Source organism: Caulobacter sp. GW821-FHT11E10 (assembly GCF_058808375.1).
On record NZ_JBXARP010000004.1, the window covers coordinates 424,906 to 448,592 of the forward strand.

Below are 23,687 nucleotides of genomic sequence, written 5' to 3' on the forward strand. Positions count from 1 at the left end.
GTAGGTTTTGCGACGGCCCTTCCTCGCCTCCGCGCGGCGGGCTTCGGAACCGGCCGCCCCAACGCGCCGTTGGCGTCGGGATGCGGATCGCCACCTTCAACATCAACGGCGTCAACGGCCGTCTCGCCGCTCTGCTGCGCTGGCTGGACGAGGACAAGCCCGACATCGCCTGCCTGCAGGAGCTGAAGGCCCCGCAGGACCGGTTTCCGGAAGCGGCGATCCGCGAGGCCGGCTACGGCGCGATCTGGCAGGGCCAGAGCGCCTGGAACGGCGTGGCGATCCTGGCGCGAGGCGACAAGCCGATCGAACGCCGGCGGGGCCTGCCCAATGATCCGGACGACCCGCACAGCCGCTACATCGAGGCCGAGGTCGGCGACCTGATCGTCGGCTGCCTCTACGCGCCCAACGGCAATCCCGCGCCGGGACCCAAGTTCGACTACAAGCTGAAGTGGCTCGCGCGCTTCCTGCTGCACGCCGAGGACCTCCTGGCGGAGGAACGGCCGGTCATCCTGGCGGGCGACTACAACATCATTCCCACCGATCTGGACGTCTATGCGCCCGACCGCTTGCGTGACGACGCCCTGTTCCGGTCCGAGGTGCGGACCGCCTATCGCTACCTGGTCCACCAGGGCTGGACCGACGCCCTGCGCACCCTGCACCCGGACGAGCGGATCTATACCTTCTGGGACTATCTGCGCCGCCGGTTCGATCGCGACGCTGGCCTGAGGATCGACCACCTGATGCTGGACCCAATGCTCGCCAAGCGGCTGGTCTCGGCGGGCGTCGACCGGCACGTACGGGCTCGCGAGAAGCCCAGCGACCATGCGCCGGTGTGGGTGGAGCTCAGGGACTAGGCGACGGTTGACCTTGGCGGACGACTGAATCACGCCATACCGCCTTGCCGAAGGAGTCTCCGATGACCGTCACCGTCTACCACAACCCCAAATGCAGCACCTCGACCAAGGTCGTGGGCATGCTGAAGGACGCGGGCCTGAATCCGACGGTGGTCGAGTATCTGAAGACCGGCTGGACCCGCGAGCAGCTGCTGGATCTGGTCCACCGCTCCGACACCGACCTGAGGGGTCTGCTACGGGAAAACGGCACGCCGGCCAGCGAACTGGGCCTATTGGCGCCGGACGTGTCCAACGAGACTATCCTGGCGGCGATGATCGAGCACCCGATCCTGGTCAACCGCCCCATCGTCGACGGTCCCAAGGGCGTGGTCCTCGCGCGCCCGGTCGAGAAGGCGCTGGCGGTCGCCTAGGGCCGCTTTCGTCCGCCCACGGACGCTGTCGTAAAACTGTCGTCGAACTGTGACAAAAGCCCGGTCATCGGTCCGGCATGCTCCCCCAGGTCACCGGACGACACAGGATTTTGACGACATGAACAAGCTCATCGGCGCGGTCGCCACCGTCGCCCTGCTCGCCGTCGCCGACAACGCCTACGCGGCCCGCGACTATGTCTGGGCCGCCGGCTCCTCGACCGTGTTCCCCTTCTCCACCCGCGTCGCCGAGAACTTCTCGAAGAAGTCCGGCAAGAAGTCGCCCAAGGTGGAAAGCCTGGGCACGGGCGGCGGCATCAAGATGTTCTGCGGCGGCACGGGTGAGAAGTACCCCGACGTCGCCAACGCCTCGCGCCCGATGAAGAAGTCCGAGTTCCTGGCCTGCCAGAAGGCCGGGGTGAAGGACATCGTCGAGATCAAGATCGGCTTCGACGGCATCGTCGTGGCGACCGACAAGAAGGGCCCGGACTTCAACTTCAAGCTCGAGCAGCTGTACCTGGGCCTGGCCGACCAGAGCCTGCGCGGCGGCCAGTTGGTCAAGCAGCCCTACAAGAACTGGAACGAAGTCGGCCAGGGCCTGCCCAAGGCCCGCATCCTGGCCTACGGCCCGCCGCCCACCTCGGGCACCCGTGACGCCTTCATCGAGCTGGCCATGGAAGGCGGCGCCGCCAAGCTGCCGACCCTGGCCAAGATGAAGGCCGCCGACGAGAAGAAGTTCAAGGCCACCGTCTCGCCGATGCGCACCGACGGCGGCTGGGTCGACGCCGGCGAGAACGACAACGCCATCGTCGGCACCATCGAGAAGACCCCGAACGCCGTGGGCGTGTTCGGCTTCTCGTTCCTGGAAGAGAACGCCTCGCGCATCAAGGGCGCGGCGGTCAACGGCGTGAAGCCGACCCCGGCGGCCATCGCCAGCGGCCAGTATCCGCTGTCGCGCTCGCTCTACATCTACGTGAAGAAGTCCCAGGTCGGCGTCACGCCGGGCCTGAAGGAATTCGTCGCCGAGTTCGTCTCGGACGCCGCCACCGGTCGCGGCGGCTACCTGCAAGGCCGCGGCCTGATCCCGCTGCCCCCCGCGCAGCACGTCCAGATGAAGCAGAAGGCGACCAGCCTGGCCCCGATGCCGGCGCCCAAGAGCTAAGCCAAGGGTGCGAACGCACACTTGACCTTCTTTTCCAGCCGGCGCTCCATGGCCGCCGGCTGGAATGGAGACGGCTATGGCCGACAAGGTCGAGGAAAGACTGCGTGACCTCGAGGCGCTGGTGGTCCGGCAGGCTGAACGGCTAGAGGCGCTGGAAGACCAGATCGACGGCCTCATCCGCCTGTCGCGGCGGACGATCGCCCATCTGGTCGTACCCGAGGACGAGGCGGCCTAGCGGTCGCGCCGAACTGAAGACAAACGGGGCGATCGCCAGCCCGCCCCTTCCTATTCCGGCTCGGCCTCGCCCTCACGAGGCTTGAGCCCGTACGGCTTGGCGTCGTCACAGATCTCGTACCAGGACGGCTTGTCCGGCGCGTATTCGTGGAAATCCATCTTCAGGCCCGGATCGTCGTCCAGGCAGTTGGCGGCGATGGCCAGGACTCGCCCGGCGTCGGGATCACCCAGCGAGGTGCCGCAGCGCTTGCAGAAGGCGCGGTTGAACTTCATCGGGGGCTTGGGCTGGTAGCGGACCAGCAGGTCCCTGCCCGCCAGCCAGTGGAACGCCTCGGCCCGGACATAGACATAGGTGCTGGAGCCGGCCTTGCGGCAGCGCGAGCAGTGGCAGGTCCCCATCAGGGCCGGCGGCTCGAACAGCTCGAAGCGGACGCCGCCGCAGCAGCAACTCCCCTTGATCGTCCCGCTGTTGGCCGGCCCACCCTTGATGATTGGCAACGCGCATCTCCTTGGATCTCCAAGGAAACTGCGCCTCCCCTGCCGCCAGCCTGGTGTCAGCAGGCGGAGAGTACGAGGTGAGACGGGTTGTCGCGATGGGGAGGATCGAACAGCGTCAGGACGGGCGGAACTGGCGCCCCGCCCCGCCGTTCCCATACCCATCGAGGGACCTCTACTCTGTGCGGAGCGCCCAAGTGGACCTGCCTAGGAACAAGATAGTCGCGGCAAGCATCGCCGCGGCGGGGGTGGTCACAGCCGCTCTGGTGATGGTCGTCTGGCCGGCGCTCGTCAGCCCGGAGCCGCCTCTCGAAAAGGCAGGCGACGGCGGGCTACGCATCCGGCTCGTCGAACCGCCTAAGGCGGCCGCCATAGCGCGCGGTCCGCTGGACGTGGGCTTGTCGGAAGCCGCGCTCGCCATGGCCAAGGGGCGTGAGGCGCTGTTCGCTGGCGAGCCGCCTGTACGATCGCCGCCGCCCCCATCCCGGCCTCGCTCCGCGCCGGCTCAGATCGCCCAGGCGGATGAAGCGGAAGGCCCCTCGCCGCCAGCCCAGCCGCTAGACGATCGGTGGGAGCGCGAAGCTTGGCGGCGCGACCAGCTGGAGCAGGCTCGACGCCAGCATGCGGACGATGAGCGCTTCGCGCGCGAGGAACGGGCGGCCTGGGAGCAGGAGATGCGCGACCGTCGGCGCTGGGAGGAGGCGCGTGAGCGTGATCGCTACGAACGCCACTATCCACCGCCGCAGGAGGATCTCGAGCCGCGCGCCGAGCGCTGGTAGCCTAGGGCCGAGCGCGCGAGGTCATGCCGGCGGCGGCGGCGTCATCGGCCATTTGCGGGTCCAGCGGCTGGGCGGGAGGACGCTCACGCGGTGTGGCCGGCGGAGGCGTGTCAGCGACAGGTGTGGAGGCCTCGACCTTGCGCTGTTTGGGCTTGGCGTTCGAGCCCATGGCGTCGGCCAGGGCGTCATCGGCGGCGGTGCGCACCTCGGCGGGACCGTCTTCGTAGCCGCCGTCGTCGCCCGCGCTGAAAAACAGGATCGTCCCGAACGTGGCGAGCACCCCGACGATGAAGCCCAGAAGGATCCAACCGAACGGATTGCCGCGACGCTCGCTCATCTGATCCTCTTCCCGGCTAGGTGCCCTTCCACTGCCGGACAGGGCCGACGTCGACGTGCACGAACTTGCTCGTGGGATAGTAACCCACGCCGCCGCGCCCCAGATCCCGGGCGGCGGCCCGGACGTGCTCGAGAGCGACGTCCTCCAGATAGATATCCATGGCCTTGCCGTCCATGTGCAAGCTGCGCTTTGCCACTTCGCCGCTGCGTTCGGCCAGCAGCCTGTTGGTCGCCGGCGAGCGATAGCCGGAGATGACCTGGAAGGCTTCCTTGCTGCCGGTCCGCGCCTGGATCTGGCCCAGCATGTCGTAGAGCCGGGTGTCCATCGGATGGACTTCGTCGTTACGGTAGTCGCGCAGCACCTTGTTCAGGGCCGCGACGGCGTCGGGCACGTACTCGCCCTTTTCCCAATAGACGGCTTCCAGCTTTTCGTCGGTATGGATGTTGCGCAGCTTGACCCAGCGCGGCTCGACCACCGCGCCGACAGGCGTGACGGCGGGCGCGGTCGAAACCGGCGCGACCGGCTTGACGACCATAGGCGGCGGAGCCTGCGGAATGGGTCTTCCTTCCAGGATCGCGCCGATGATGTCGTCATCGGCCCGCGCCGCGAGCGGCAGAAGTCCGGCCCCAAAAGCCCCCAGCCCCCACTGGAGCAGCTTACGTCGATGCATGAATACGCCTTACACCCCGACACTAGGGGGCGAAGGAAACCCATGAGCCTCAGGAAATCAAGCTGAGCCAGGGGGTAGTGCGGCGATCCGCTGCACCAGTTCGCGATCCCAGCCATAGGGATCATCGCGGAAATTCACCTGTCCGTCCGGCGTCACATAGGCCGTCCAGTACAGCAGGAAGACCGCGATCTGCTGCGGCAGCTTGGCCCGGACGGTGTCGCCGGACGCCAGGGTCTGGTCGATCTTTTCCGGCGTCCAGGTCGGGTCTTCGTCCATCAACGCCTTGGCCAGCTCGATCGGCTTCTGCAGGCGCACGCAGCCGTGGCTGGCCAGCCGGCTGAAACTGTCGAACTTCGAGCGGCTGGGCGTGTCGTGCAGATAAACGCCGTACGGATTGGCGAAGTCGAACTTCACCTTGCCCAGCGCCGCGAGGGGGCCGGCCTTCTGCTGCAGGCGTGAGCCACCGTCGCCGGTCGGGATGACGATGAAGTCGTTGCGGCGCAGATAGCCGGGACGCGCCTTCTCCTTGGGCCACAACTCCTTGGCGGCGATCGAGGACGGCACGTTCCAGGGCGGGTTCAGCACGATGCTGTGGATGGCCGACTGCAGCATCGGCGTCTCGTCGCCGGGACGGCCCGTGACCGCGCGCATGGTCAAGGTCGGGGTGTCGCGATGGAACACCGACAGGATGGCGGCGGCCACGTTCACCTGGATCCGCTCGGCCGGCAGGGTCTGGGGCAGCCAGCGCCAGCGCTCCATATTGGCCGTGATCTGATCGATGCGCCGCTCGACGGGCACGTTCAGCGCCTCTAGCGTGCGCTTGTCGACGATGCCGTTCGGATTGAGCCCGAAGCGCTTCTGGGCCCGCTGCACCGCCTGGGTCAGGGCCGCGTCGAAGATCGGCGCGGCGTCGACGGCGATGGTCGCGTCCTCGGCGGCCAGACGCGCTTCCAGGGCCACGACCCGGGCGCCGGTCGCGCCCTGTTTCATGTCCGGACCCGCGACCAGGGGCTGCCATCCGCCCCCGGCGGCGAGGTCGCGATAGGTCGCCAGCCCGATCCGCAGGGTCTGGTAGCCGGTATAGGGCGGCGGCAGGCCGTCCAGCCATTCGGCCAGGCGGTCCTGCTGCAGGGCGGCGACGAAGTCCGCCGTCGGGTCATAGGCGACCGGGCGCAGGCCCCACTCGGTCATGAAGGCGCTGCTGGGCAGCCGACCCGTACGGACGGCGCGGGCATAGGCCAGCGTCAGGCCGACCAGCTGGGTCTGGCCCAGAGCTCGCGCGGCCGGATCGCGGGACTGGTAGAGGTCGATCGCCTGATCGGGCGCGAAAGCCCCGATCTCGAAGCCGTGGGTGTGGGCGTCGCCCAGCACCCGGCGCAGCAGCTCGACCTGGTCGGCGCGCAGCTGGATGGCTGAAAGGTCGGGCTGATAGGGCAGCGGACGCGCCGGAACCAGCGGAACCACTTGCGGCCCCGCCTGCACCGGGCGAGCGCCGGCCAGGGCTGGACGCTGCGACTGGGCCTGGGTGGAGGTCAGCGACAGAAGGCTCAAGGCCGCCGCCAGGACGCCGCAGGATCTCGAAACTCGCATCACCGTCGACAGCCCACACACTCGCGCGGCCAGGGCGCGTTAAGGTTTTCCAGATGGCCGCTCTGGGCAGCCGCCGTCAACGGCGAGTACCGCAAAAGGCGAGCGCCTGCCCCAAATCCGACGCTGGTTTCTCAAAGACAGGAACCCGCAAGCCACACCGTTGGTTTCATGCAGATTGGGGATCGGGGCTTTTAGCGGGGCGATCGCGATGGACAAAGCCTTGAACAAGACGCTCGACCTCTTCCCGATCGGCAACTGCGCCGTCAGCGCCCTGATCGACACGTGCGGCCGTTTCATCTGGGGCTGCGCGCCCCGCGTCGATTCCGACCCGGTCTTCAGCGCTCTGCTGGACAATGCCGACCCCGACGGCGACGCGGCCAAGGGGCTGTGGGACGTGCGGGTCGACCGCCGCGCCGAGGTCCGTCAGGGCTATCTGCGCAACACCCCCATCCTGCGCACCGAGATCGCCGACGAGGACGGCGCCCGGATCGAGATCCTCGACTTCGCCCCGCGCTATGTGCAGCACGGCCGCACGTTCCGACCGACCGCCTTCATCCGCCTGATCCGGCCGATCGTCGGCGTGGCGCGGGTCACCCTGCGCCTGAAGCCCACCGCCGGCTGGGGCTCCCGGATCGCCGAGCACACCTCGGGCTCGAACCACATCCGCTACCTCTGCTCGGACACAACCCTGCGCCTGACCACCGACGCGCCGGTCTCGCACATCCTGGAGGAGCGCACGTTCCGGCTGGAGCAGCCGATCGCCATGTATCTGGGTCCCGACGAAGGCTTCGACGCGCCCGTGGGCCCGACCTGCGAGCGGATGCTGCGCGAGACCGAGAACTACTGGAAGCAGTGGGTCCGCAGCCTGGCCATCCCGCTGGAGTGGCAGACGGCGGTGATCCGCGCGGCCATCACCCTGAAGCTGTGCATGCACGAGGAGACGGGCGCCATCGTCGCGGCCCTGACCACCTCGATCCCCGAACACGCCGACAGCGGCCGCAATTGGGACTACCGCTACTGCTGGCTGCGCGACGCCTATTACGTGGTCCAGGCCCTCAACCGGCTGGGCGCGGTCGACATCCTGGAGAACTATCTCGGCTATCTGCGCAACATCGTCGACCGGGCGGCGGGCGGCCATATCCAGCCGCTGTTCGGGGTCGGCTTCGAGGAGATGCTGACCGAGCGCTTCGCCCCCGACCTGCCCGGCTATCGCGGCATGGGGCCGGTGCGGGTGGGCAACCAGGCGTTCGAGCACCTGCAGCACGACGTCTACGGCCAGATCATCCTGTCGACCGTCCAGGCCTTCTTCGACGAGCGCCTGCTGCGCCCGGCCACGGTCGAGGACTTCGAAGCGCTGGAACCGGTCGGTGAGCGGGCCTTCAAGCTGCACGACCAGCCGGACGCCAGCCTGTGGGAGTTTCGCGGCCGGGCCAACGTCCACACCTATTCCTCGGCCATGTGCTGGGCGGCCTGCGACCGTCTGGGCAACGCCGCCGAGAAGCTGGGCCTTACGGACAAGGCCGCCTTCTGGAACGGACGCGCCGCCCAGATGCGCAAGACGATCGAGAGCCGCGCCTGGAACGAGGAGCTGGGCCGCTTCTCGGCGACCTTCGAGGGCGACACCCTGGACGCCAGCCTGCTGCAGCTGGTCGACCTGCGCTTCCATGCCGCCGACGACCCGCGCAACGTCGCGACCCTGCAGGCGATCGAGGACGGTTTGCGGCGCGGCGCCTATCTGCTGCGCTACGCCATTCCCGACGACTTCGGCTCGCCCCAGACGGCGTTCAACATCTGCACCTTCTGGCTGATCGAGGCCCTGCACCTCTCGGGCCGCTCCGACGAGGCCCGCGAGCTGTTCGAGGACATGCTCTCGCGGCGCACCGGCGCTGGCCTGTTGTCCGAGGACATCGGCTTCGCGGACGGCGAGCTTTGGGGCAACTACCCACAGACCTATTCGCTGGTGGGCCTGATCAACTGCGCGGTTCTTCTGAGCCGGCCGTGGACATCGGTACGGTAGACCTGGGATTTATATTACGATTTCGGAAAACTCTGAAATCTGGAGGTCACACACGACGGGCACGTGCAAAACTCTGACATTTGGATTCGACAATCGAAGGAGCGCGCCGTGAGCCGCAAACTGGCCTTGGTGGGTTTTCTCGGATGCGTCGCGTCCGGCGCGGCCCAGGCGCAGGACGCCAAGCCCGCCGCCTCCCCGACCGTTCCGGCCGCCCAGGCTCCGGCGGCGCCCGTGCGCGCGCCGCAACGCGCCAACGCGCCTCAAGCGACACCGAGGCCCGTGACGCCCGAAGACCTCGACACCGAGGTCGAGGCCGTCACCATCACCGCCAGCGGCAAGCCGTTCGGCGCGGTGCTGGGCGACATCCCGCCCGAGGAGACCTTCAGCGCCGCCGACGTCCGCTCGTTCGGCGTCAGCTCGATCACCGACCTGCTGACCGAACTCACGCCCCAGACCACCAGCGGCGGGGGCGGCGATCCGGTGATCCTGCTGAACGGCCGGCGCATCTCCGGCCAGGGCGAGATCCGCGACATCCCGACCGAGGCCATCCAGCGGGTCGAAGTCCTGCCCGAGGAAGTCGCCCTGAAGTACGGCTACTCCGCCGACCAGAAGGTCGTGAACATCGTGCTGCGCCAGCGCTTCCGCGCCGGGACCGCCGAGGGCACGATCGGCGGCTCGATGGCCGGCGGCCAGATGACCGAACAGGCCAACTACAGCCAGCTGCGCCTGAACCGCCAGGGCCGCACCAACACCTCGATCCGGCTGCAGAACACCGACGCCCTGCTGGAGAGCGACCGCGAGGGCCTGATCAGCCGAGGCCAGAGCGGCTTCTACGACCTGGTCGGCAACGTCGCCTCGGCGACCAGCGGCGAGATCGACCCGGCGTTCAGCGCCCTGGCCGGCGCGCCCGTGACGGTGGCCGGCGTCCCCGGCTCGGCGGCGACCACCGCCCCTACCCTCGCGGCCTTCCTGCCGACCGCCAACAAGGCCAACCTCAGCGACCTCTCCGACACCCGGACCCTGCAGCCCAGGAACCGGCAGATCCAGATCAACAGCGTCACCAACCGCTACATCTGGGACAATGTCTCGGCGACGCTGAACCTGAGCGGCCAGGCGTCCGAGAGCAATTCCCTGCAGGGCCCCGCCCGGGCGCGCCTGGTGATCCCGACCGGCGACGCCTTCTCGCCGTTCAGCCGTGACGTGGCGCTGTATCGCTATCTCGGCGAGCTGGCCCCGCTGGGCCAGACCTCGCGCAACCTGTCGGGCCACGCCGGTTTCACCCTGAACCGCGACACCGAAGACCTGCGCCTGTCCCTGACCGGCAACTACGACCACGCCATCAACAAGACCGAGACGGATCGCGGCGTCGACATCACCGGCGTCCAGGCGCGCCTGACCGCGCGCGATCCCAGCCTCAACCCGTTCGCGCCCCTGAGCGGCTCCCTGCCCCTGAACACCGACCGGGCCCGCTCGACCAGCGACACGGCCGACCTGCAGTTCGTCGCCAACGGGGCCCTGGCCAAGTTCAAGGCCGGCGACCTGTCCAGCACCCTGAAGCTGGGCGCCAGCGGCACAAAGCTGGAGGCCAAGTCCCTGCGCGCCGGCGTCCAGAGCAACAGCGACCTGTCGCGCAGCGACGCCAGCGCCCAGGTCAGCTTCGACCTGCCGCTGACCAGCCGGCGCAGGAACGTGCGGGCCGGGGTCGGCGACCTGTCGGCCAATCTGAACCTCGCCGCCCGTCAGGTGTCGGACTTCGGGACCCTGACCACGATCGGCGGCGGCCTGAACTGGTCGCCGGTCAAGCCGGTCAGCTTCATCGTCTCGATGACCCGCCAGGAGAACGCCCCCAGCATCGCGCAGCTGGGCAACCCGCTGGTGACGACCCCGAATGCCCAGGTCTTCGACTATGTGCGCGGTGTCAGCGTCGACGTCACCCGGATCAGCGGCGGCAATCCGAACCTGAAGGCCGAGGAGCGTAACGTCCTGCGGCTGGGCGGAACCTTCAGGCCGGAGAAGATCCAGGGCCTGTCGCTGACCGCCAACTATACGCGCAGCCGCGTCGACAACCCGGTCGCCGGCTTCCCGGCCGCCACGGCGGCGGTCGAGGCCGCCTTCCCCGACCGGTTCACCCGCGACGCCGACGGCAATCTCACCCGCATCGACAGCCGGCCGGTCAATTTCGCCAAGCGCGAAAGCGAACAGGTCCGCTGGGGCCTGAACTTCTCGCGCCAGATCGGCACGCCGCCGCCGCCGCCGGGAGGCTTCCAGCGGCGCGGCCAAGGTGCCGGACCAGGCGGGGGACCAGGCGGCGGCGCTCCGGGCGGCGGCCGGACGGCCCAAGGCGGCGGTCAATCGGCGGCGAGCGGTCAAACCGCTCCCCCCGGCATGGAGCTGCTGCGCCGCGCGCCGGGCGAAGGCGAGACCGAGCGCCCGACGCCACGCAGCGACGGCGACACCGCCACGCCTCAGACCCAGACCGCGCCGACCGGCGAGGATCCGCGTCCCGCGATCGGCGTGGAAGGCGGTAACCGAGGCGATGGCCAACGCTTCGCCGGTGGGGGCGGCGGCGGCAATCGCGGTCCCGGAGGCGGCGGCTTCGGCGGTCGGGGCGGCGGCGGCGGCAATCCGCGCGCCACGCGCCTGCAGCTGTCGCTCTACCACACGATCCACCTGACCGAGCGCGTGACCATCGCCGGCAACATCCCGGCCCTGGACCTGCTGGACGGCGATGTCCTGGGCTCGGGCGGCGGCCAGTCCCGGCACGAGGTCGAGGCCCAGGCGGGCCTCACCCGCTATGGCCTGGGCGCGCGCCTGACGGCCAACTGGAAGAGCGGGACTCACGTCAACGCCGGGATCGGCGGCGCGTCCACGGATCTCGACTTCTCGAGCCTGGCGACCGTCAATCTGCGCCTGTTCGCCGACCTCGGCGTGCGGCGCGAGCTGGTCCAGAAGCACCCGATCCTGCGCGGCACGCGTCTGACCCTGTCGGTCAACAATCTGTTCGACCAGCAGCAGACGATCCGCGACGCGACCGGCGTGACGCCCGTCACCTACCAGCCCGACTACCTGGATCCGCGCGGACGGGTGCTGCAATTCAACGTCCGGAAGCTGCTGTTCTAGCGATTTTCCGGCCTCCCTCATCGGGGCACATTCCCGTGAGCTTCAGTGCTTGACGGGATCGAACACGGCCGCTCGGCGTTCTTGGCGCATGTTGCTTACCGATGAGGGGGTTCTAGCCATGACCGCGGCTCAGCCGGTCTCGCGGGCGGAGTCTGTCGACCTGCCGCCCCCGCCGTTCGATCTGACGCGCGGCTACGCGCTGTTTCTGGATCTCGACGGCACCCTGGCGCCGATCATGCCGCGTCCCGACGACGTGGGGCCGGATCCCCGCCGCGCACACCTGCTCACCCGCCTGCGGACGGCGTTCGAGGACCGCGTCGCCGTGGTCAGCGGTCGCGCCCTGTCCGACCTCGACAACATCCTGGGCGGCGAACAGCCGGCCATCGCCGCCGTCCACGGCCTGGTGCGTCGCGGCGCCGACGGCGTCATGGTCGCGCGCGAACCTCACCCGGGCCTGGATGACGCCCGCCGGATCCTGGGCGAGCTGGCCCATTGCGAACGCGGCCTGCTGTTCGAGGACAAGGGCCTCAGCGTCGCCCTTCACTATCGCGCCGCCCCCGGCTGCGCCGACGCGGTGATCGAGGCCGCCGAGCGCCTCTCCCAGGCCACCGGCCTGGTGCTGCAGCTGGGCGACATGGTGGCCGAACTGCGCACGCCCGGCGCCGACAAGGGCGCGGCGGTGACCGCCTTCCTGCGCGAGGTCCCCTTCGTGGGCGCGACGCCGGTGTTCGTCGGCGACGACCTGACCGACGAGGATGGTTTCGCCGCCGCCGAGCGCCTGGGCGGCTTCGGCGTTCTGGTCGGCGAGGTCCGCCCGACCCAGGCCCGCTACCGCCTGGCCGACACCCGCGCCGTCTATCGCTGGCTGGAGAGCCTCAGCGCGCCCGTTCGGGCCTTTGGAGTGACCGCATGAGCCGGCTGATCGTCGTCTCCAACCGCGTCAATCCGCCGAACCCGGCGGAGGGCGGTGAAGGCAGCGTCGGGGGCCTGGCCATGGCCTTGGCCGCGGCATTGCGCGAATATTCCGGCATCTGGTTCGGCTGGAGCGGCAAGACCATTCCCGAATTCACCGGTCAGCTGAACATGCAGCGGATCGAGGGCGTGACGACCGCCACCGTCGATCTCGAGGAGACCGACTACCAGGAGTACTACAACGGCTACGCCAACAAGACGCTGTGGCCGCTGTTCCACTATCGCGTCGACCTGACCGCCTATGACCGCTCGTTCGGTGAGGGCTACGACCGGGTCAACAAGCGCTTCGCCGAGACCCTGCGCCCGCTGATCGAGCCCGACGACATCATCTGGGTCCACGACTATCACCTGATCCCGCTGGCCCGCGAGCTGCGGCGGATGGGCGTGACCAACCGGATCGGCTTCTTCCTGCACATCCCCTGGCCGGCCCACCAGCTAGTGACCACCCTGCCCCGTCACCGCGAGCTGGTGGAGGCCTTGTTCCACTACGACCTGATCGGCTTCCAGACCGAGGAGTCGCTGCACGCCTTCGAGGGCTATGTGTTCTCCGAGGTGCACGGCTCGAAGAACGCGCGCGGCGAGTTGCAGGCGTTCGGCCGCAAGCTGCACGCCTCGGCCTTCCCGATCGGGGTCGACGCCAAGGACTTCGCCGAGATCCTCAAGGGCGAGACGGCCATGAAGGTCTATGATCGGATGATGGCCCACAGCGTCTTCCGCAAGATGATCGTGGGCGTCGACCGGCTGGACTATTCCAAGGGCCTGGAAGAGCGCCTGATCGGCTTCGAGCGCTTCCTGCACGACCACCCGGACCAGGTTCGCGAGGTGATGCTGTTGCAGATCGCGCCGCTGTCGCGCGACGAGGTCGAGGCCTATCAGGACCTGCGCGCGCGGCTGGACGGACTGATCGGCCGAATCAACGGCGCCTATGCCGAGATGGACTTCACCCCGATCCGCTACGTGAACCGCTCCTATCGGCGCGATGAGCTGGCGGGCGTCTACCGGGCCAGCAAGGCGGCGCTGGTGACGCCGCTGCGCGACGGCATGAACCTGGTGGCCAAGGAATATGTCGCCGCTCAGGATCCCGACGATCCCGGCGTGCTGATCCTGTCCCGCTTCGCCGGCGCGGCCCGCCAGATGAAGGACGCCCTGATCATCAATCCCAACAGCCCCGAGGAAATCTCCGACGCCCTCGAACGCGCCCTGTCGATGGATGTCGACGAGCGCAAGCGGCGCTGGGAGGCCTTGTTCGACAACGTCAATCGCGAGGATGTCACCGCCTGGCGCGACGACTTCGTGGCGGCGCTGCGAGCGCGGCCCAAGGCGGATGAGGACGTGGAGAAGAAGAAGCCGCCCGTGCGGTCGCTGGACGTGACGGCCAAGGCGCTACGGACCCAGGGAGCCGAGGCGAAGGCGATGCGGGCCTAGGGCGCTAGCCCCTCAGCGCTGCTCGCCCATCTCGTCGATCAGCTTCTTCAGCCGCTCCACCTCGTCGGCCTTCAGCGGGCGGTGCTGGGCGAAGTGGCTGATCAGCGGGGCCAGTTGCCCTTCGAACAGGCGGTCGAGAAGACCCTGGCTTTCGGAATGGACATAGACGCTGCGGTCGATCAGCGGCCGATAGCCGTGCTTGCCCTCGGCGCGCTCGGACTTGATCGCCTTCTTCTTCAGCAGGCGATTGATCAGCGTCTTGACGGTGGCCTCGCCCCAGTTCTGCGCGCCGCCGACCTCCGCGACCAGATCATCGGCCGACAGCGGTTGGCGGCGCCAGAGCGCTTCCATGACGTGGGCTTCGGCGGCGGTGATGTGCATGACGCTTACATCCGTAATTCAACGGGGGACGCTATACCCGCTATTACGTGTGTCAAGCGGAAGCAACGAACGGCTTCGCCTTACCGTTCATAGCCTCCGCCATCGCCGCCAACAGCGTCTCCGGCTCGATCGGTTTGGGCGCCGCGCCCCGGAACAGGGTCTCGTCCAGCTCGGTGTGGTGATCGGCCGAGAAGGCCAGGATCGGTGTCAGGCGCTCGCCTGCCGCGGCGTGGATGCGACGGGCGGCGCTGGCGCCGTCCAGCCCCGGCATGCGCAGGTCCATCAGGATCAGGTCGAACTCGCTCCGCCCGGCCAGATCCACCGCCTCGCCACCGTCACGCGCCTCGGCCACCTCGGCGCCCAAGGCCTGAAGAATGGTGCGCAGCAGGAGGCGATTGGCGGCGTTGTCGTCGGCCACCAGCACTCTGCGCCCGCTGATGCTGGGCGGCGGATTGTCGGCCTCGACCGTCTCGGTCGCCTCCACGGGCAGCAGCGGCAGCGAGAACCAGAAGCGCGAGCCCTGGCCCGGCGTACTCTCGACCCCGATCCTGCCGCCCATGGCGTCGACCAGGCCCTTGCAGATCGCCAGACCCAGGCCGGTGCCGCCGCTGCCGTCCTGGCCGCCGCCCTTCACCTGCGAGAAGCGGACGAACAATCGCTCGACGCCCTCGCCCGAGATACCCGACCCAGTGTCGGTCACCGCGCAGATCATGGACGCGCCATCGTCCGACGGTCCGAGATCGACCCGGATCGCGCCGGCCTTGGTGAACTTCACCGCATTGCCGGTCAGGTTCAGGACCAGCTGCCGAACCCGCCCGGGGTCGGCCAGCACCAGGGGCGGCGTCGCGGGATCGACGATCAGCTCAAGCGTCAGGCGCTTGGCCTCGGCTTGGGGCGCCAGAAGCTCCACGGCCTCGCGGACGCAGGTCGTGATCGAGATCGGGCGCGGCCGGATCTCGACGCTGCCGTCCTCCAGCTTGGAGAAGTCCAGCAGGTCATTGATCGTGTGCAGCAGCGCCTCGCCGGCGTTCATGATCCGGCGGACCATCACCCGGCTGTCCTCGGGAAGGTCGGCGCGCCGGTCCATCAGGCGCGAGAAGCCCAGCACGGCGGTCAGGGGCGTGCGCAGCTCGTGGGTCATATTGGCCAGGAAGGCCGACTTCGTGCGCGCCGCCGCCTCGGCCTCGCGGCGGGCCTGGGCCAGTTCCAGCTCGCGCTCGTGGCGGTCGGTGACGTCGCGCACCACGCCCATGATCGCCACCAGCGCCCCGGCCGCGTCCAGTTCAGTGGCGGTCAGGGCCTCCATGTGACGCTCGACGCCATCGGGACGCCTCAGGCGGAAGCTCACGAAGGGCCGCCCGTCCTCGTAGGGCCGCGTCTCGCGCAGCAGCTCGTCGACCCGCGCGCGGTCGTCGGGATGGACCAGGCCCATGACCGTTTCGGCGTCGATCGCCCCACCGCGCGGAATGGCGTGCAGGTCGTACATCTCGTCGGACCAGTCGACGCGGCCCGTCCCGAACTCGTAGCGCCAGTGGCCCAGACCGCCCATGGCTTCGGCCATGCGCGCGCGCCGCGCCTCGGCCTCGGCCTCGTCGCGGGCCATGGCCAGCTCGATCAGCAGCCCCTCGCGCTCGCGGTGCGCCAGCTGTTTGGCCAGGGCCGCGCCGACGGTCTCGGCGACCAGGGCCACCGCCTCGATGTCGTCGCGGTCGAAGGCGTTGGGCGCGGCGTCGAAGGCCTTGAGCACTCCGACCGTCTCGCCATCCTGGAACAGGGGCGCGCAGACCATCGAGCGGATGCCCACCGCCGCGCAGGCCGCGCGGTCGACGCGCGGATCGATCTCGGCGTCGGCGCAGTACAGCAACTGGCCCTCGCGCGCCGTCTGTCCGGACAGCGAGGTGTGCTTGGAAAGCCGAAGGCCGTGATAGCGCGCGTTGTCAGCGTCGACGGCCACGTAGACCATCTCATCGCCGTCCACCAACTCCACGACCACCCCGCCGGCCCCGAAAATCCCGCGCAGCAGGTCGACGGACATCTGCATGAATTCGTCGAGATCGAAATCGGCCGCCACAAGCCTCGATTGCGCACGGCAAATCTCAAGCAGATGGCGATTCCGCCGTTCAAGGTATTCAAGAAGTCGGTCTTTTGGATACACCACTGAGTTGAACCTTGTGGAGCGCGACTTCCGGCATAGCACCGGTCAGTGAAAACGGTTCTGTACTGTTATCCCTAGAGGCAGGCTTGAGTAAGGTCTTGCCCCCGGCAATTGAACAGTAAAGCCAGGCGCAACCCTGGCAAGAACTTTCGTGCTCCCCGAGGGCGTCGCGGGCCTTTACGGATCATTGTCAATGACACCGGTTTCCACTAGAGACGTGGCAACACCCGCCAAGCGGGACCTGTGCCGAATTCGAGGGAGGATCTACGGCGTGACCGTTTCTGAGGCCGACAGCGAGGTTTTCACCCCCGCGGCCATCGCCCCCCAATTCGTCAAGGCTCGTCAAGAAGGCGTTTCCGTCCCCGGCTATCCGGGCGGCGTGATTCCCTCGAGCATGGCCGAGGGCTATTCCGTCCAAGACATCGCCATCGACCTGTGGCCCGACGAGCTGGTCGGCTGGAAGGTCGGCCTGGTGCCGCCGCAACATCGCGAACGCCTGGGCGCCGAGCGCCTGGCCGGCTGCATCTTCAAGTCCAAGGTCCAGGACGCCTCGACCGGCGAGCCGAACACCTTCCGCGCCATCGCGGGCGGCTTCTGCGCCGTCGAGGCCGAGTTCATTGTCCGCCTGGGCAAGGACGCTCCGGCCGACAAGACCGAGTGGACCGCCGAGGAAGCCGCTGAATATGTCGGCGAACTGCTGGTCGGCGTCGAGATCGCCGGCAGCCCGCTGGCCACCATCAACGCCCTGGGCCCCACCGTGGTGTGCTCGGACTTCGGCAACAACGATGGTCAGATCATTGGTCAGGCCATTTCCAACTGGCGCGACATCGCCTGGGAGGATATGCCGGTCGAGACCATCATTAACGGCAAGTCGGTCGGCACGGCCACCGCCGCGACGATCCCGGGCTCTCCGCTGGCCGCCCTGGCCTTCCTGCTCGGAACCGTCGCCGCGCGCGGCCGGCCGCTGAAGAAGGGCATGATCGTCACCACCGGCGCGACCACGGGCATTCACGACGTGGCCGCCGGCGACGTGGCTCACATCGATTTCGGCCTGTACGGAACGGTGGACTGCGTCGCCGTACCGGCGAAATAACGAACCGCGAGCGCGACGCCCGAAATTGCATACCGGCAGCGCCGGGCGTCATGCTCTAAACATTGGTTGATGGTGGCTCGCGGCCTCATTCGGATAGAAATCCGAAGCGGCGCGAGCCCGTGGGGAAGGAAGGCGTGTCCATGGACGTTTCGCAGGCGCCCGCCCCGTCCGAGAAGATCGGGCGGTATCGGTGGGTGATCGTCTCGCTGCTGTTCGCGGCGATGGTCATCAACTACGTCGACCGGCAGACCATTGGTCTGCTGAAGGCCGATCTCTCGCAAGAGTTCGGCTGGAACGAGAAGCACTACGCTGATCTCGTCTTCTATTTCCAACTCGCCTACGCCGTGGCCTACCTCGTCTGGGGCAAGATCATGGACAAGATCGGGGCCCGCTGGGGCTTCGGCATCGCGTTCGCCATCTGGCAAATCGCCCACATCGCCCACGCCGCGGCGCGCGGCTTCACCGGTTTCGCCGTGGCCCGCATGGGCCTTGGCGTCGGCGAGGCCGGCGGTTTCCCCGGCGGCATCAAGGCCGTGGCCGAGTGGTTCCCCAAGAAGGAACGCGCCTTCGCCACCGGCATCTTCAACGCCGGGACCAATATCGGCGCGATCGTGACGCCTCTGGTCGTTCCGGGCATCGTGCTGGCCTGGGGCTGGCAGATGGCCTTCATCGTCACCGGCGTCGCCGGCCTGGTCTGGCTGCCGATCTGGCTGCTGGTCTATCGCCGCCCGCGTGAACAGAAGCGCGTCAGCGCCGCCGAACTGGCCCACATCGAGCAGGATCCCGCCGACCCCGTCGAGAAGATCGGCTGGACCAAGCTGCTGACCAAGAAGGAAACCTGGGCCTTCGCCCTGGGCAAGTTCCTGATCGATCCGATCTGGTGGATGTTCCTGTTCTGGCTGCCCGACTTCCTGGGCAAGCGCTACGGCCTGGACCTGAAGTCCTTCGGCCCGCCGCTGATCGCCATCTACCTGCTGTCGGACGTCGGCAGCGTCGGCGGCGGCTGGCTGTCGTCCAACTTCATGAAGATGGGCTGGACGATCAACAAGGCCCGCAAGGTCACCATGCTGATCTGCGCCCTACTGGCCGTCCCGGTCATGTTCGCGGCCAATGTCGACAGCCTGTGGCTGGCCGTCCTGATCATCGGCATCGCCACCGCCGCTCACCAGGGCTTCTCGGCCAACCTTTACACCCTGCCGTCGGACGTGTTCCCGCGCGGCGCGGTCGGCTCGGTCGTCGGCATCGGCGGCATGCTGGGCGCCTTCGGGGGCATGGTGTTCTCCAAGTACATCGGCAACGTCCTGGAGCAGATCGGCACCTACACGCCGATCTTCATCGTCGCGGGCAGCGCCTATCTGGTCGCTCTGCTGGTCGTCCACCTGCTGACGCCCAAGATGGAGCCGGTGACGATCTAAGCCGATCGACGCAGCTGAAAACGGCAAGGGCCGGGGAGCAATCCCCGGCCCTTTTCGCTAGAACGCGACCATGACCTCCGCCCAAGACCTGAATGTCGCGCCCCTTCAAGTCGCGTTGAGCGGCTACGGCTATGTCGGCAAGACCTTCCACGCCCCGCTGATCGCCGCGACACCCGGCCTGGCCCTGCGCACGGTGGTCTCCAGCGATCCGGCCAAGGTGAAGACCGACTTCCCCGACGTCCAAGTCGTGGCCGACCTCGCCGAGACCCTGGCTGATCCGGCGATCGACCTGGTGGTCATCGCCACGCCCAACGCCCTGCACGCGCCCCAGGCGATCGCCGCCCTGGCGGCCGGCAAGCACGTCGTAGTCGACAAGCCCTTCGCCGTCGACGCCGCCGAGGCCCGCACCATGGCCGACGCCGCCCAGGCCGCCGGCAAGCTGCTGGCCGTCTTCCACAACCGCCGCTGGGACAGCGACTTCCTGACCCTCAAGCGCCTGATCGCCAGCGGATCGCTGGGCGAAGTCGTTCAGTACGAGAGCCACTTCGATCGCTTTCGCCCGGTGGTCCGCGACCGCTGGCGCGAGCGGGCCGGACCCGGCGCCGGCGCCTGGATGGACCTTGGCCCCCATCTGCTGGACCAGGCCCTGGTCCTGTTCGGCGAGCCCCTGGCCATCGCCGCCGATATCGGCGTCCAGCGCCCCGGCCCGGCGGGACAGGCTGGAGCCGACGACTATTTCCACGTCACCCTGCGCTATCCCATCTTGCGGGTCATTCTGCACGGCAGCCTGCTGACCGCCGCTTCCGACCTGCGCCTGGCCGTGCACGGGACCGGCGGCAGCTTCCTCAAGCACGGCCTGGATCCGCAGGAAGCCCAGCTGAAGGCCGGCATGGTCCCCGGCGCGCCCGGCTACGGCCGCGACAGCCGCCATGGCGTGCTGACCACGGTCGTCGACGACGCCCAGGTCCACGCCGACGTCTCGCCCGAACCGGCCGACTATCGCGCCTTCTACGCCGGGGTGCGCGAAGCGATCCGAACCGGCGCCCCCTCGCCCGTGCCGGTCGAACAGGCGCTGCGGGTGATGGAACTTCTAGAGCTGGCGCAAAAAGCTTCTGATGAGCGGCGGGAGGTGCAGGTCTAGCCGCGCCAAGGTTTCCGGCTTGCCCGTTGATCAAGACTCCGCGTCATCCCGGAAGCCTCGCAGAGGCTATCCGGGACCCAGGGGCCAAGCGCGGTTCGGCGGCCCCTGGGTCCCGGCTCTCCGCTTCGCTGCGGCCGGATGACGCGGTAATTTTGGCTGTCCGACTTCGCAAAACATTGAACCGGACCGGTAGCCCTCCCCCCGAAAACCAGCCTAAGGTCGCGCCCATGCGCGCTTCCCTGCTTACCGCCTCCGCCGCCCTCGCCGCCGCCCTCGCCGCCTGTGGTCCCGCTCCCGCCCAGCCTGGCCAGACCGGCGCCCCGGTCGAGAGCCGTGTCGCCAACGCGCCGGACCAGAAGCCGGCCTTCGCGGGCCAGACGCGCGCGCCGGGCCTCAGCTCCAACACCGCCGGTCAGTATACGACCCTGACCAGCGGCCTCGATCACCCGTGGGCCATGGCCTTTCTGCCCTCGGGCGAGATCCTGCTGAGCGAGCGCGCCGGCCGCCTGCGCCTCTTCGGCAGGGACGGCAAGCTGTCGCCCGCCGTCGCCGGCCTGCCCCCCGTCTACGCCGAGGGCCAGGGCGGTCTGCTGGGCGTGGCGCTGGATCCGAACTACGCCACGAACGGCCTGGTCTACTGGGCCTATTCCGAAGCCGATGGCGGCGTGAACGGCACGTCCGTGGCGCGCGGCAAGCTCACCACCGGGGCCGCTCCGAAGCTGGAAAACGTCCAGGTCATCTGGCGCCAGGCGCCCAAGATGGACAGCGCCCTGCACTTCGGCGGCCGCCTGGTCTTCGCCAAGGACGGCAAGCTCTTCATCACCACCGGCGAACGCTCGATCCTGCCGGGCCGCGCCCTGGCCCAGAATCTGGACGCCACCCAGGGCAAGGTGATCCGCATCAACGCCGACGGCTCGATCCCGTCCGACAACCCGTTCGTGAAGACCGCCGGCGCCAAGCCCGAGATCTGGTCGCTGGGCCACCGCAACATCCAGGCCGCCACGCTCGATCCCAGCGGCAAGCTGTGGACCATCGAGCATGGCCCCAAGGGCGGCGACGAGCTGAACCATCCGGAGGCCGGCAAGAACTACGGCTGGGCCACCATCACCTATGGCGAGGAATATTCCGGCAAGCCGGTCGGCGACGGGATCACCCAGAAGGACGGCCTGGAACAGCCGGTCTATTACTGGGACCCCGTCATCGCGCCCTCGGGCATGGCCTTCTATGAGGCCAACCTGTTCCCGTCCCTGAAGGGCAGCCTGCTGATCGGCTCGATGAAGGAACAGCACGTCGACCGCCTGGTCCTGAAAGACGGCAAGGTCACCGGCGAGGAGCGCCTGTTCACCGACATCGGCGGCCGCGTGCGCGACGTCGTCGTGGGCCCAGACGGGGCGATCTACGTCCTGACCGACGAAGACGACGGCAAGCTGATCAAGGTCACGCCGAAGGGGTGAGGCCGACAGGGCTCGTCCCAGGGGTCTCCGGGCGCCAGCTAGGCGTCGGCTTCCTCAATGGCGCTATCGACGCCAACACCCGCTTCGCCGACGGCGACGCCCGCAAGAACGAGACCCGGTTCTCGCCGCCGGCGGAGCTGGACGAGCTGAACACCGCCGCCTCGGCTATCCAGGTCCAGGGTCTCCGCCTGCCGGAGAGCGTCCTGGCCTTTTCGGAGGTTGAGGCGCCGACTAGGCCCTGAAGCCGTCGCCAAACCTCCCTCCCCGCCCGCGAACTCTGCTATCAATTCGCCATGCAACGTAGGCGAAGCATTCTCATCGTGGGCGGCGGCACGGCCGGGTGGCTGACGGCCGCCTATCTGGCCAAGGCCCTGCGCGTGGCCGAGCAGGCGCACCTGGAGATCACCCTCCTGGAATCGCCCGAGATCGGCATCATCGGCGTCGGCGAGGCCACCTTCCCCACCATCCGGAACACCCTGCGCTTCCTGGGCATCGACGAGGCGCGGTTCATTCGCGAGACCTCGGCGACCTTCAAGCAGGGCATCCGCTTCGTGGACTGGGCCCGCGCGCCGGAAGGCGGCAAGCATCACAGCTTCTTCCACCCGTTCGAGGCGCCGTTCTCGACCGACGGGACCAGCCTGGCGCCCTACTGGCTGCTGCAGAGCGAGGCCACGCGCGCGCCGTTCGCCGAGGCCGTGACCATCCAGGCCCGGGTCGCCGACGCCCACCGCGCGCCCAAGCGCCCGCACGAGAGCGACTTCGCCGGCCCGCTGAACTACGCCTATCACTTCGACGCCGCCAAGCTGGCCCAGGTCCTGGCCGAGCGGGCCGTCGAGCTGGGCGTGCGCCACCTGCAGGGCCGCCTAACCGAGGTCGCGCTGGACGAGACCGGCGCCATCGATTACATCGTCTGCCCCGAGCACGGCGACCTGTCGGCCGACCTCTATATCGACTGCACCGGCTTCCGGGCCGAGATGATCGGCAAGGCGCTGGAGTCGCCGTTCAAGTCGGTGCGCGACGTACTGTTCGCCGACCGCGCCATCGCCTGCCACGCGCCCTATGAGCGCCCCGACGCGCCGATCCAGAGCTATACCATCGCCACCGCCCACGAGGCCGGCTGGACCTGGGACATCGGCCTGGCCGGGGCGCGCGGTGTCGGCTGCGTCTATTCCAGCGACCATATGGACGACGACCGCGCCGAGACGATCCTGCGCGACTATCTGGGCGGCTCGGACCTGCCGATGCGGAAGATCAGCTTCGACGCCGGCTATCGCGAGAAGCAGTGGATCAAGAACTGCGTCTCGGTCGGCCTCTCGGCCGGTTTCCTGGAGCCCTTGGAATCGACGAGCGTCGTGCTGATCGAGGCGGCCGTGGCGATGATCGCCGAGCTGTTCCCGCACTCGGGCCCGGTCAGCGCCCCGGCCCGCCGCTTCAACGAGCTGATGACGGCGCGCTACGACAACATCATCGTCTTCCTGAAGCTGCACTACTGCCTCAGCCGCCGGACCGAGCCGTTCTGGCGGGAGAACACGCAACCCGCCTCGATCCCGGAGCGACTGGTCGACCTGCTGGAGCAATGGCGCCATCGCCCGCCCGCGCGGTTCGACTTCATCCTCGACCTCGAGACCTTCGCCTTCTTCAACTACCAGTACATCCTGTACGGCATGGGCTTCAAAACCGACCTGACCGACGGCGCGGGAGAGTTCCCGGACGTGGCGGCGGCCGCCAAGCTATTCGCCAAGATCCGCGGCTTCGCCGATCGCGCCACCCAGGACCTGCCCAGCCACCGCGACCTGATCGCCCAGATCAACCGCTTCGGCTTCGATCGCGCGCTGGAACACGCCTGACATAGAAAAAGGCCCGCCGAAGCGGGCGCCCCCATTTTGAAAAGAAAGGGCCCGCCGAAGCGGGCGCCCCCTTTTTGAAAAGAAAGGGCCCGCCGAAGCGGGCGCCCCCTTTTTGAAAAGAAAGGGCCCGCCGAAGCGG

General features: G+C 68.4%; 21 protein-coding genes. 15 read left to right on the forward strand and 6 right to left on the reverse strand.

The genetic code is table 11. From position 1 onward, the window contains the following. Positions 1-80: 80 nt before the first annotated feature. The 4 genes from xth to AC1RRV_RS10655 all read left to right on the forward strand — a co-directional run bounded on the left by xth (position 81) and on the right by AC1RRV_RS10655 (position 2,658). Complete coding sequence (xth, locus tag AC1RRV_RS10640) at positions 81-854, forward strand: exodeoxyribonuclease III (protein WP_492859592.1); 774 nt, start codon at positions 81-83, stop codon at positions 852-854. Positions 855-916: 62 nt separating this feature from the next. Further along, on the forward strand, positions 917-1,264 hold the full coding sequence (locus AC1RRV_RS10645; protein WP_492859593.1) for an arsenate reductase family protein: 348 nt from the start codon (positions 917-919) through the stop codon (positions 1,262-1,264). 118 nt (positions 1,265-1,382) lie between these two features. Continuing rightward, positions 1,383-2,423: a substrate-binding domain-containing protein gene (locus AC1RRV_RS10650; protein WP_492859594.1), complete on the forward strand. Its 1,041-nt coding sequence runs from the start codon at positions 1,383-1,385 to the stop codon at positions 2,421-2,423. 76 nt (positions 2,424-2,499) lie between these two features. Next, positions 2,500-2,658: a hypothetical protein gene (locus AC1RRV_RS10655; RefSeq protein ID WP_492859595.1), complete on the forward strand. Its 159-nt coding sequence runs from the start codon at positions 2,500-2,502 to the stop codon at positions 2,656-2,658. Positions 2,659-2,708: 50 nt separating this feature from the next. On the opposite strand, the gene AC1RRV_RS10660 is transcribed toward AC1RRV_RS10655, so the two are convergent. Next, the gene (locus AC1RRV_RS10660) at positions 2,709-3,155 is read right to left on the reverse strand and encodes a GFA family protein (RefSeq protein WP_492859596.1); all 447 of its coding nucleotides are present in this window, start codon (positions 3,153-3,155) and stop codon (positions 2,709-2,711) included. Between the two features lie 194 nt (positions 3,156-3,349). Here AC1RRV_RS10660 and AC1RRV_RS10665 point away from each other — a divergent pair, with 194 nt between their 5' ends. Beyond that, positions 3,350-3,931: a hypothetical protein gene (locus AC1RRV_RS10665; protein WP_492859597.1), complete on the forward strand. Its 582-nt coding sequence runs from the start codon at positions 3,350-3,352 to the stop codon at positions 3,929-3,931. 1 nt (position 3,932) lies between these two features. Here AC1RRV_RS10665 and AC1RRV_RS10670 read toward each other — a convergent pair whose 3' ends face one another. Genes AC1RRV_RS10670 through AC1RRV_RS10680 form a run of 3 tightly spaced genes read right to left on the reverse strand, consistent with a single transcriptional unit; the run spans position 3,933 to position 6,531 of the window. Beyond that, entirely contained in the window at positions 3,933-4,268 is a 336-nt protein-coding gene (locus AC1RRV_RS10670; RefSeq protein WP_492859598.1) for a hypothetical protein, read from the reverse strand. A gap of 16 nt (positions 4,269-4,284) precedes the next feature. Further along, positions 4,285-4,938 carry a peptidoglycan L,D-endopeptidase MepK gene (gene mepK, locus AC1RRV_RS10675; protein WP_492859599.1) on the reverse strand — a complete coding sequence of 218 codons (654 nt, stop codon included), beginning with the start codon at positions 4,936-4,938 and terminating at the stop codon, positions 4,285-4,287. A 57-nt stretch (positions 4,939-4,995) separates the two neighbouring features. Next, positions 4,996-6,531: a L,D-transpeptidase family protein gene (locus tag AC1RRV_RS10680; RefSeq protein WP_492859600.1), complete on the reverse strand. Its 1,536-nt coding sequence runs from the start codon at positions 6,529-6,531 to the stop codon at positions 4,996-4,998. Between the two features lie 205 nt (positions 6,532-6,736). On the opposite strand from AC1RRV_RS10680, the gene AC1RRV_RS10685 reads away from it, so the two are divergent. The 4 genes from AC1RRV_RS10685 (at position 6,737) to otsA (ending at position 14,062) form a co-directional block, all read left to right on the forward strand. Next, positions 6,737-8,545 carry a glycoside hydrolase family 15 protein gene (locus AC1RRV_RS10685; protein WP_492859601.1) on the forward strand — a complete coding sequence of 603 codons (1,809 nt, stop codon included), beginning with the start codon at positions 6,737-6,739 and terminating at the stop codon, positions 8,543-8,545. Between the two features lie 108 nt (positions 8,546-8,653). After that, a complete protein-coding gene (locus AC1RRV_RS10690) occupies positions 8,654-11,665 on the forward strand; it encodes a TonB-dependent receptor (protein ID WP_492859602.1) in 3,012 nt (1,003 codons plus the stop codon). A 118-nt stretch (positions 11,666-11,783) separates the two neighbouring features. Continuing rightward, positions 11,784-12,578: a trehalose-phosphatase gene (otsB, locus tag AC1RRV_RS10695; protein WP_492859603.1), complete on the forward strand. Its 795-nt coding sequence runs from the start codon at positions 11,784-11,786 to the stop codon at positions 12,576-12,578. After that, on the forward strand, positions 12,575-14,062 hold the full coding sequence (gene otsA / locus AC1RRV_RS10700) for an alpha,alpha-trehalose-phosphate synthase (UDP-forming) (RefSeq protein WP_492859604.1): 1,488 nt from the start codon (positions 12,575-12,577) through the stop codon (positions 14,060-14,062). Before otsB ends, otsA begins: the two co-directional genes overlap by 4 nt. Positions 14,063-14,074: 12 nt before the next feature. Here the strand turns inward: otsA and AC1RRV_RS10705 are convergent, their stop codons facing one another. Beyond that, positions 14,075-14,443, reverse strand: coding sequence for a BlaI/MecI/CopY family transcriptional regulator (locus tag AC1RRV_RS10705; protein WP_492859605.1), 369 nt, complete (start codon positions 14,441-14,443; stop codon positions 14,075-14,077). 52 nt (positions 14,444-14,495) lie between these two features. Further along, positions 14,496-16,514, reverse strand: coding sequence for a hybrid sensor histidine kinase/response regulator (locus AC1RRV_RS10710; protein WP_492859606.1), 2,019 nt, complete (start codon positions 16,512-16,514; stop codon positions 14,496-14,498). 355 nt (positions 16,515-16,869) lie between these two features. Between AC1RRV_RS10710 and AC1RRV_RS10715 the strand changes: the two genes are divergently transcribed. From AC1RRV_RS10715 to AC1RRV_RS10740, 6 genes are all read left to right on the forward strand, one after another. After that, on the forward strand, positions 16,870-17,691 hold the full coding sequence (locus AC1RRV_RS10715; RefSeq protein WP_492859607.1) for a 2-keto-4-pentenoate hydratase: 822 nt from the start codon (positions 16,870-16,872) through the stop codon (positions 17,689-17,691). Between the two features lie 119 nt (positions 17,692-17,810). Next, the gene (locus AC1RRV_RS10720) at positions 17,811-19,106 is read left to right on the forward strand and encodes an MFS transporter (protein WP_492859608.1); all 1,296 of its coding nucleotides are present in this window, start codon (positions 17,811-17,813) and stop codon (positions 19,104-19,106) included. 70 nt (positions 19,107-19,176) lie between these two features. Next, complete coding sequence (locus AC1RRV_RS10725; RefSeq protein WP_492859609.1) at positions 19,177-20,247, forward strand: oxidoreductase; 1,071 nt, start codon at positions 19,177-19,179, stop codon at positions 20,245-20,247. A gap of 227 nt (positions 20,248-20,474) precedes the next feature. Further along, positions 20,475-21,701, forward strand: a complete 1,227-nt coding sequence (locus tag AC1RRV_RS10730) for a PQQ-dependent sugar dehydrogenase (RefSeq protein WP_492859610.1) — start codon at positions 20,475-20,477, stop codon at positions 21,699-21,701. Next, positions 21,698-21,943, forward strand: a complete 246-nt coding sequence (locus AC1RRV_RS10735) for a hypothetical protein (RefSeq protein ID WP_492859611.1) — start codon at positions 21,698-21,700, stop codon at positions 21,941-21,943. The genes AC1RRV_RS10730 and AC1RRV_RS10735 overlap by 4 nt, the downstream gene beginning before the upstream one ends. 51 nt (positions 21,944-21,994) lie before the next feature. Further along, the gene (locus AC1RRV_RS10740) at positions 21,995-23,548 is read left to right on the forward strand and encodes a tryptophan halogenase family protein (protein WP_492859612.1); all 1,554 of its coding nucleotides are present in this window, start codon (positions 21,995-21,997) and stop codon (positions 23,546-23,548) included. The last annotated feature ends 139 nt before the right edge of the window (positions 23,549-23,687 follow it).

What these genes read in the sequence shown, in the direction of transcription:
- xth (WP_492859592.1), top strand. Translation starts at nt 81, where the DNA reads ATGCGGATCGCCACCTTCAACATCAACGGCGTCAACGGCCGTCTCGCC.
- AC1RRV_RS10730 (WP_492859610.1), top strand. Translation starts at nt 20,475, where the DNA reads ATGCGCGCTTCCCTGCTTACCGCCTCCGCCGCCCTCGCCGCCGCCCTC.
- AC1RRV_RS10655 (WP_492859595.1), top strand. Translation starts at nt 2,500, where the DNA reads ATGGCCGACAAGGTCGAGGAAAGACTGCGTGACCTCGAGGCGCTGGTG.
- AC1RRV_RS10725 (WP_492859609.1), top strand. Translation starts at nt 19,177, where the DNA reads ATGACCTCCGCCCAAGACCTGAATGTCGCGCCCCTTCAAGTCGCGTTG.
- AC1RRV_RS10740 (WP_492859612.1), top strand. Translation starts at nt 21,995, where the DNA reads ATGCAACGTAGGCGAAGCATTCTCATCGTGGGCGGCGGCACGGCCGGG.
- otsB (WP_492859603.1), top strand. Translation starts at nt 11,784, where the DNA reads ATGACCGCGGCTCAGCCGGTCTCGCGGGCGGAGTCTGTCGACCTGCCG.
- AC1RRV_RS10685 (WP_492859601.1), top strand. Translation starts at nt 6,737, where the DNA reads ATGGACAAAGCCTTGAACAAGACGCTCGACCTCTTCCCGATCGGCAAC.
- AC1RRV_RS10650 (WP_492859594.1), top strand. Translation starts at nt 1,383, where the DNA reads ATGAACAAGCTCATCGGCGCGGTCGCCACCGTCGCCCTGCTCGCCGTC.
- AC1RRV_RS10670 (WP_492859598.1), bottom strand. Translation starts at nt 4,268, where the DNA reads ATGAGCGAGCGTCGCGGCAATCCGTTCGGTTGGATCCTTCTGGGCTTC.
- mepK (WP_492859599.1), bottom strand. Translation starts at nt 4,938, where the DNA reads ATGCATCGACGTAAGCTGCTCCAGTGGGGGCTGGGGGCTTTTGGGGCC.
- otsA (WP_492859604.1), top strand. Translation starts at nt 12,575, where the DNA reads ATGAGCCGGCTGATCGTCGTCTCCAACCGCGTCAATCCGCCGAACCCG.
- AC1RRV_RS10645 (WP_492859593.1), top strand. Translation starts at nt 917, where the DNA reads ATGACCGTCACCGTCTACCACAACCCCAAATGCAGCACCTCGACCAAG.
- AC1RRV_RS10705 (WP_492859605.1), bottom strand. Translation starts at nt 14,443, where the DNA reads ATGCACATCACCGCCGCCGAAGCCCACGTCATGGAAGCGCTCTGGCGC.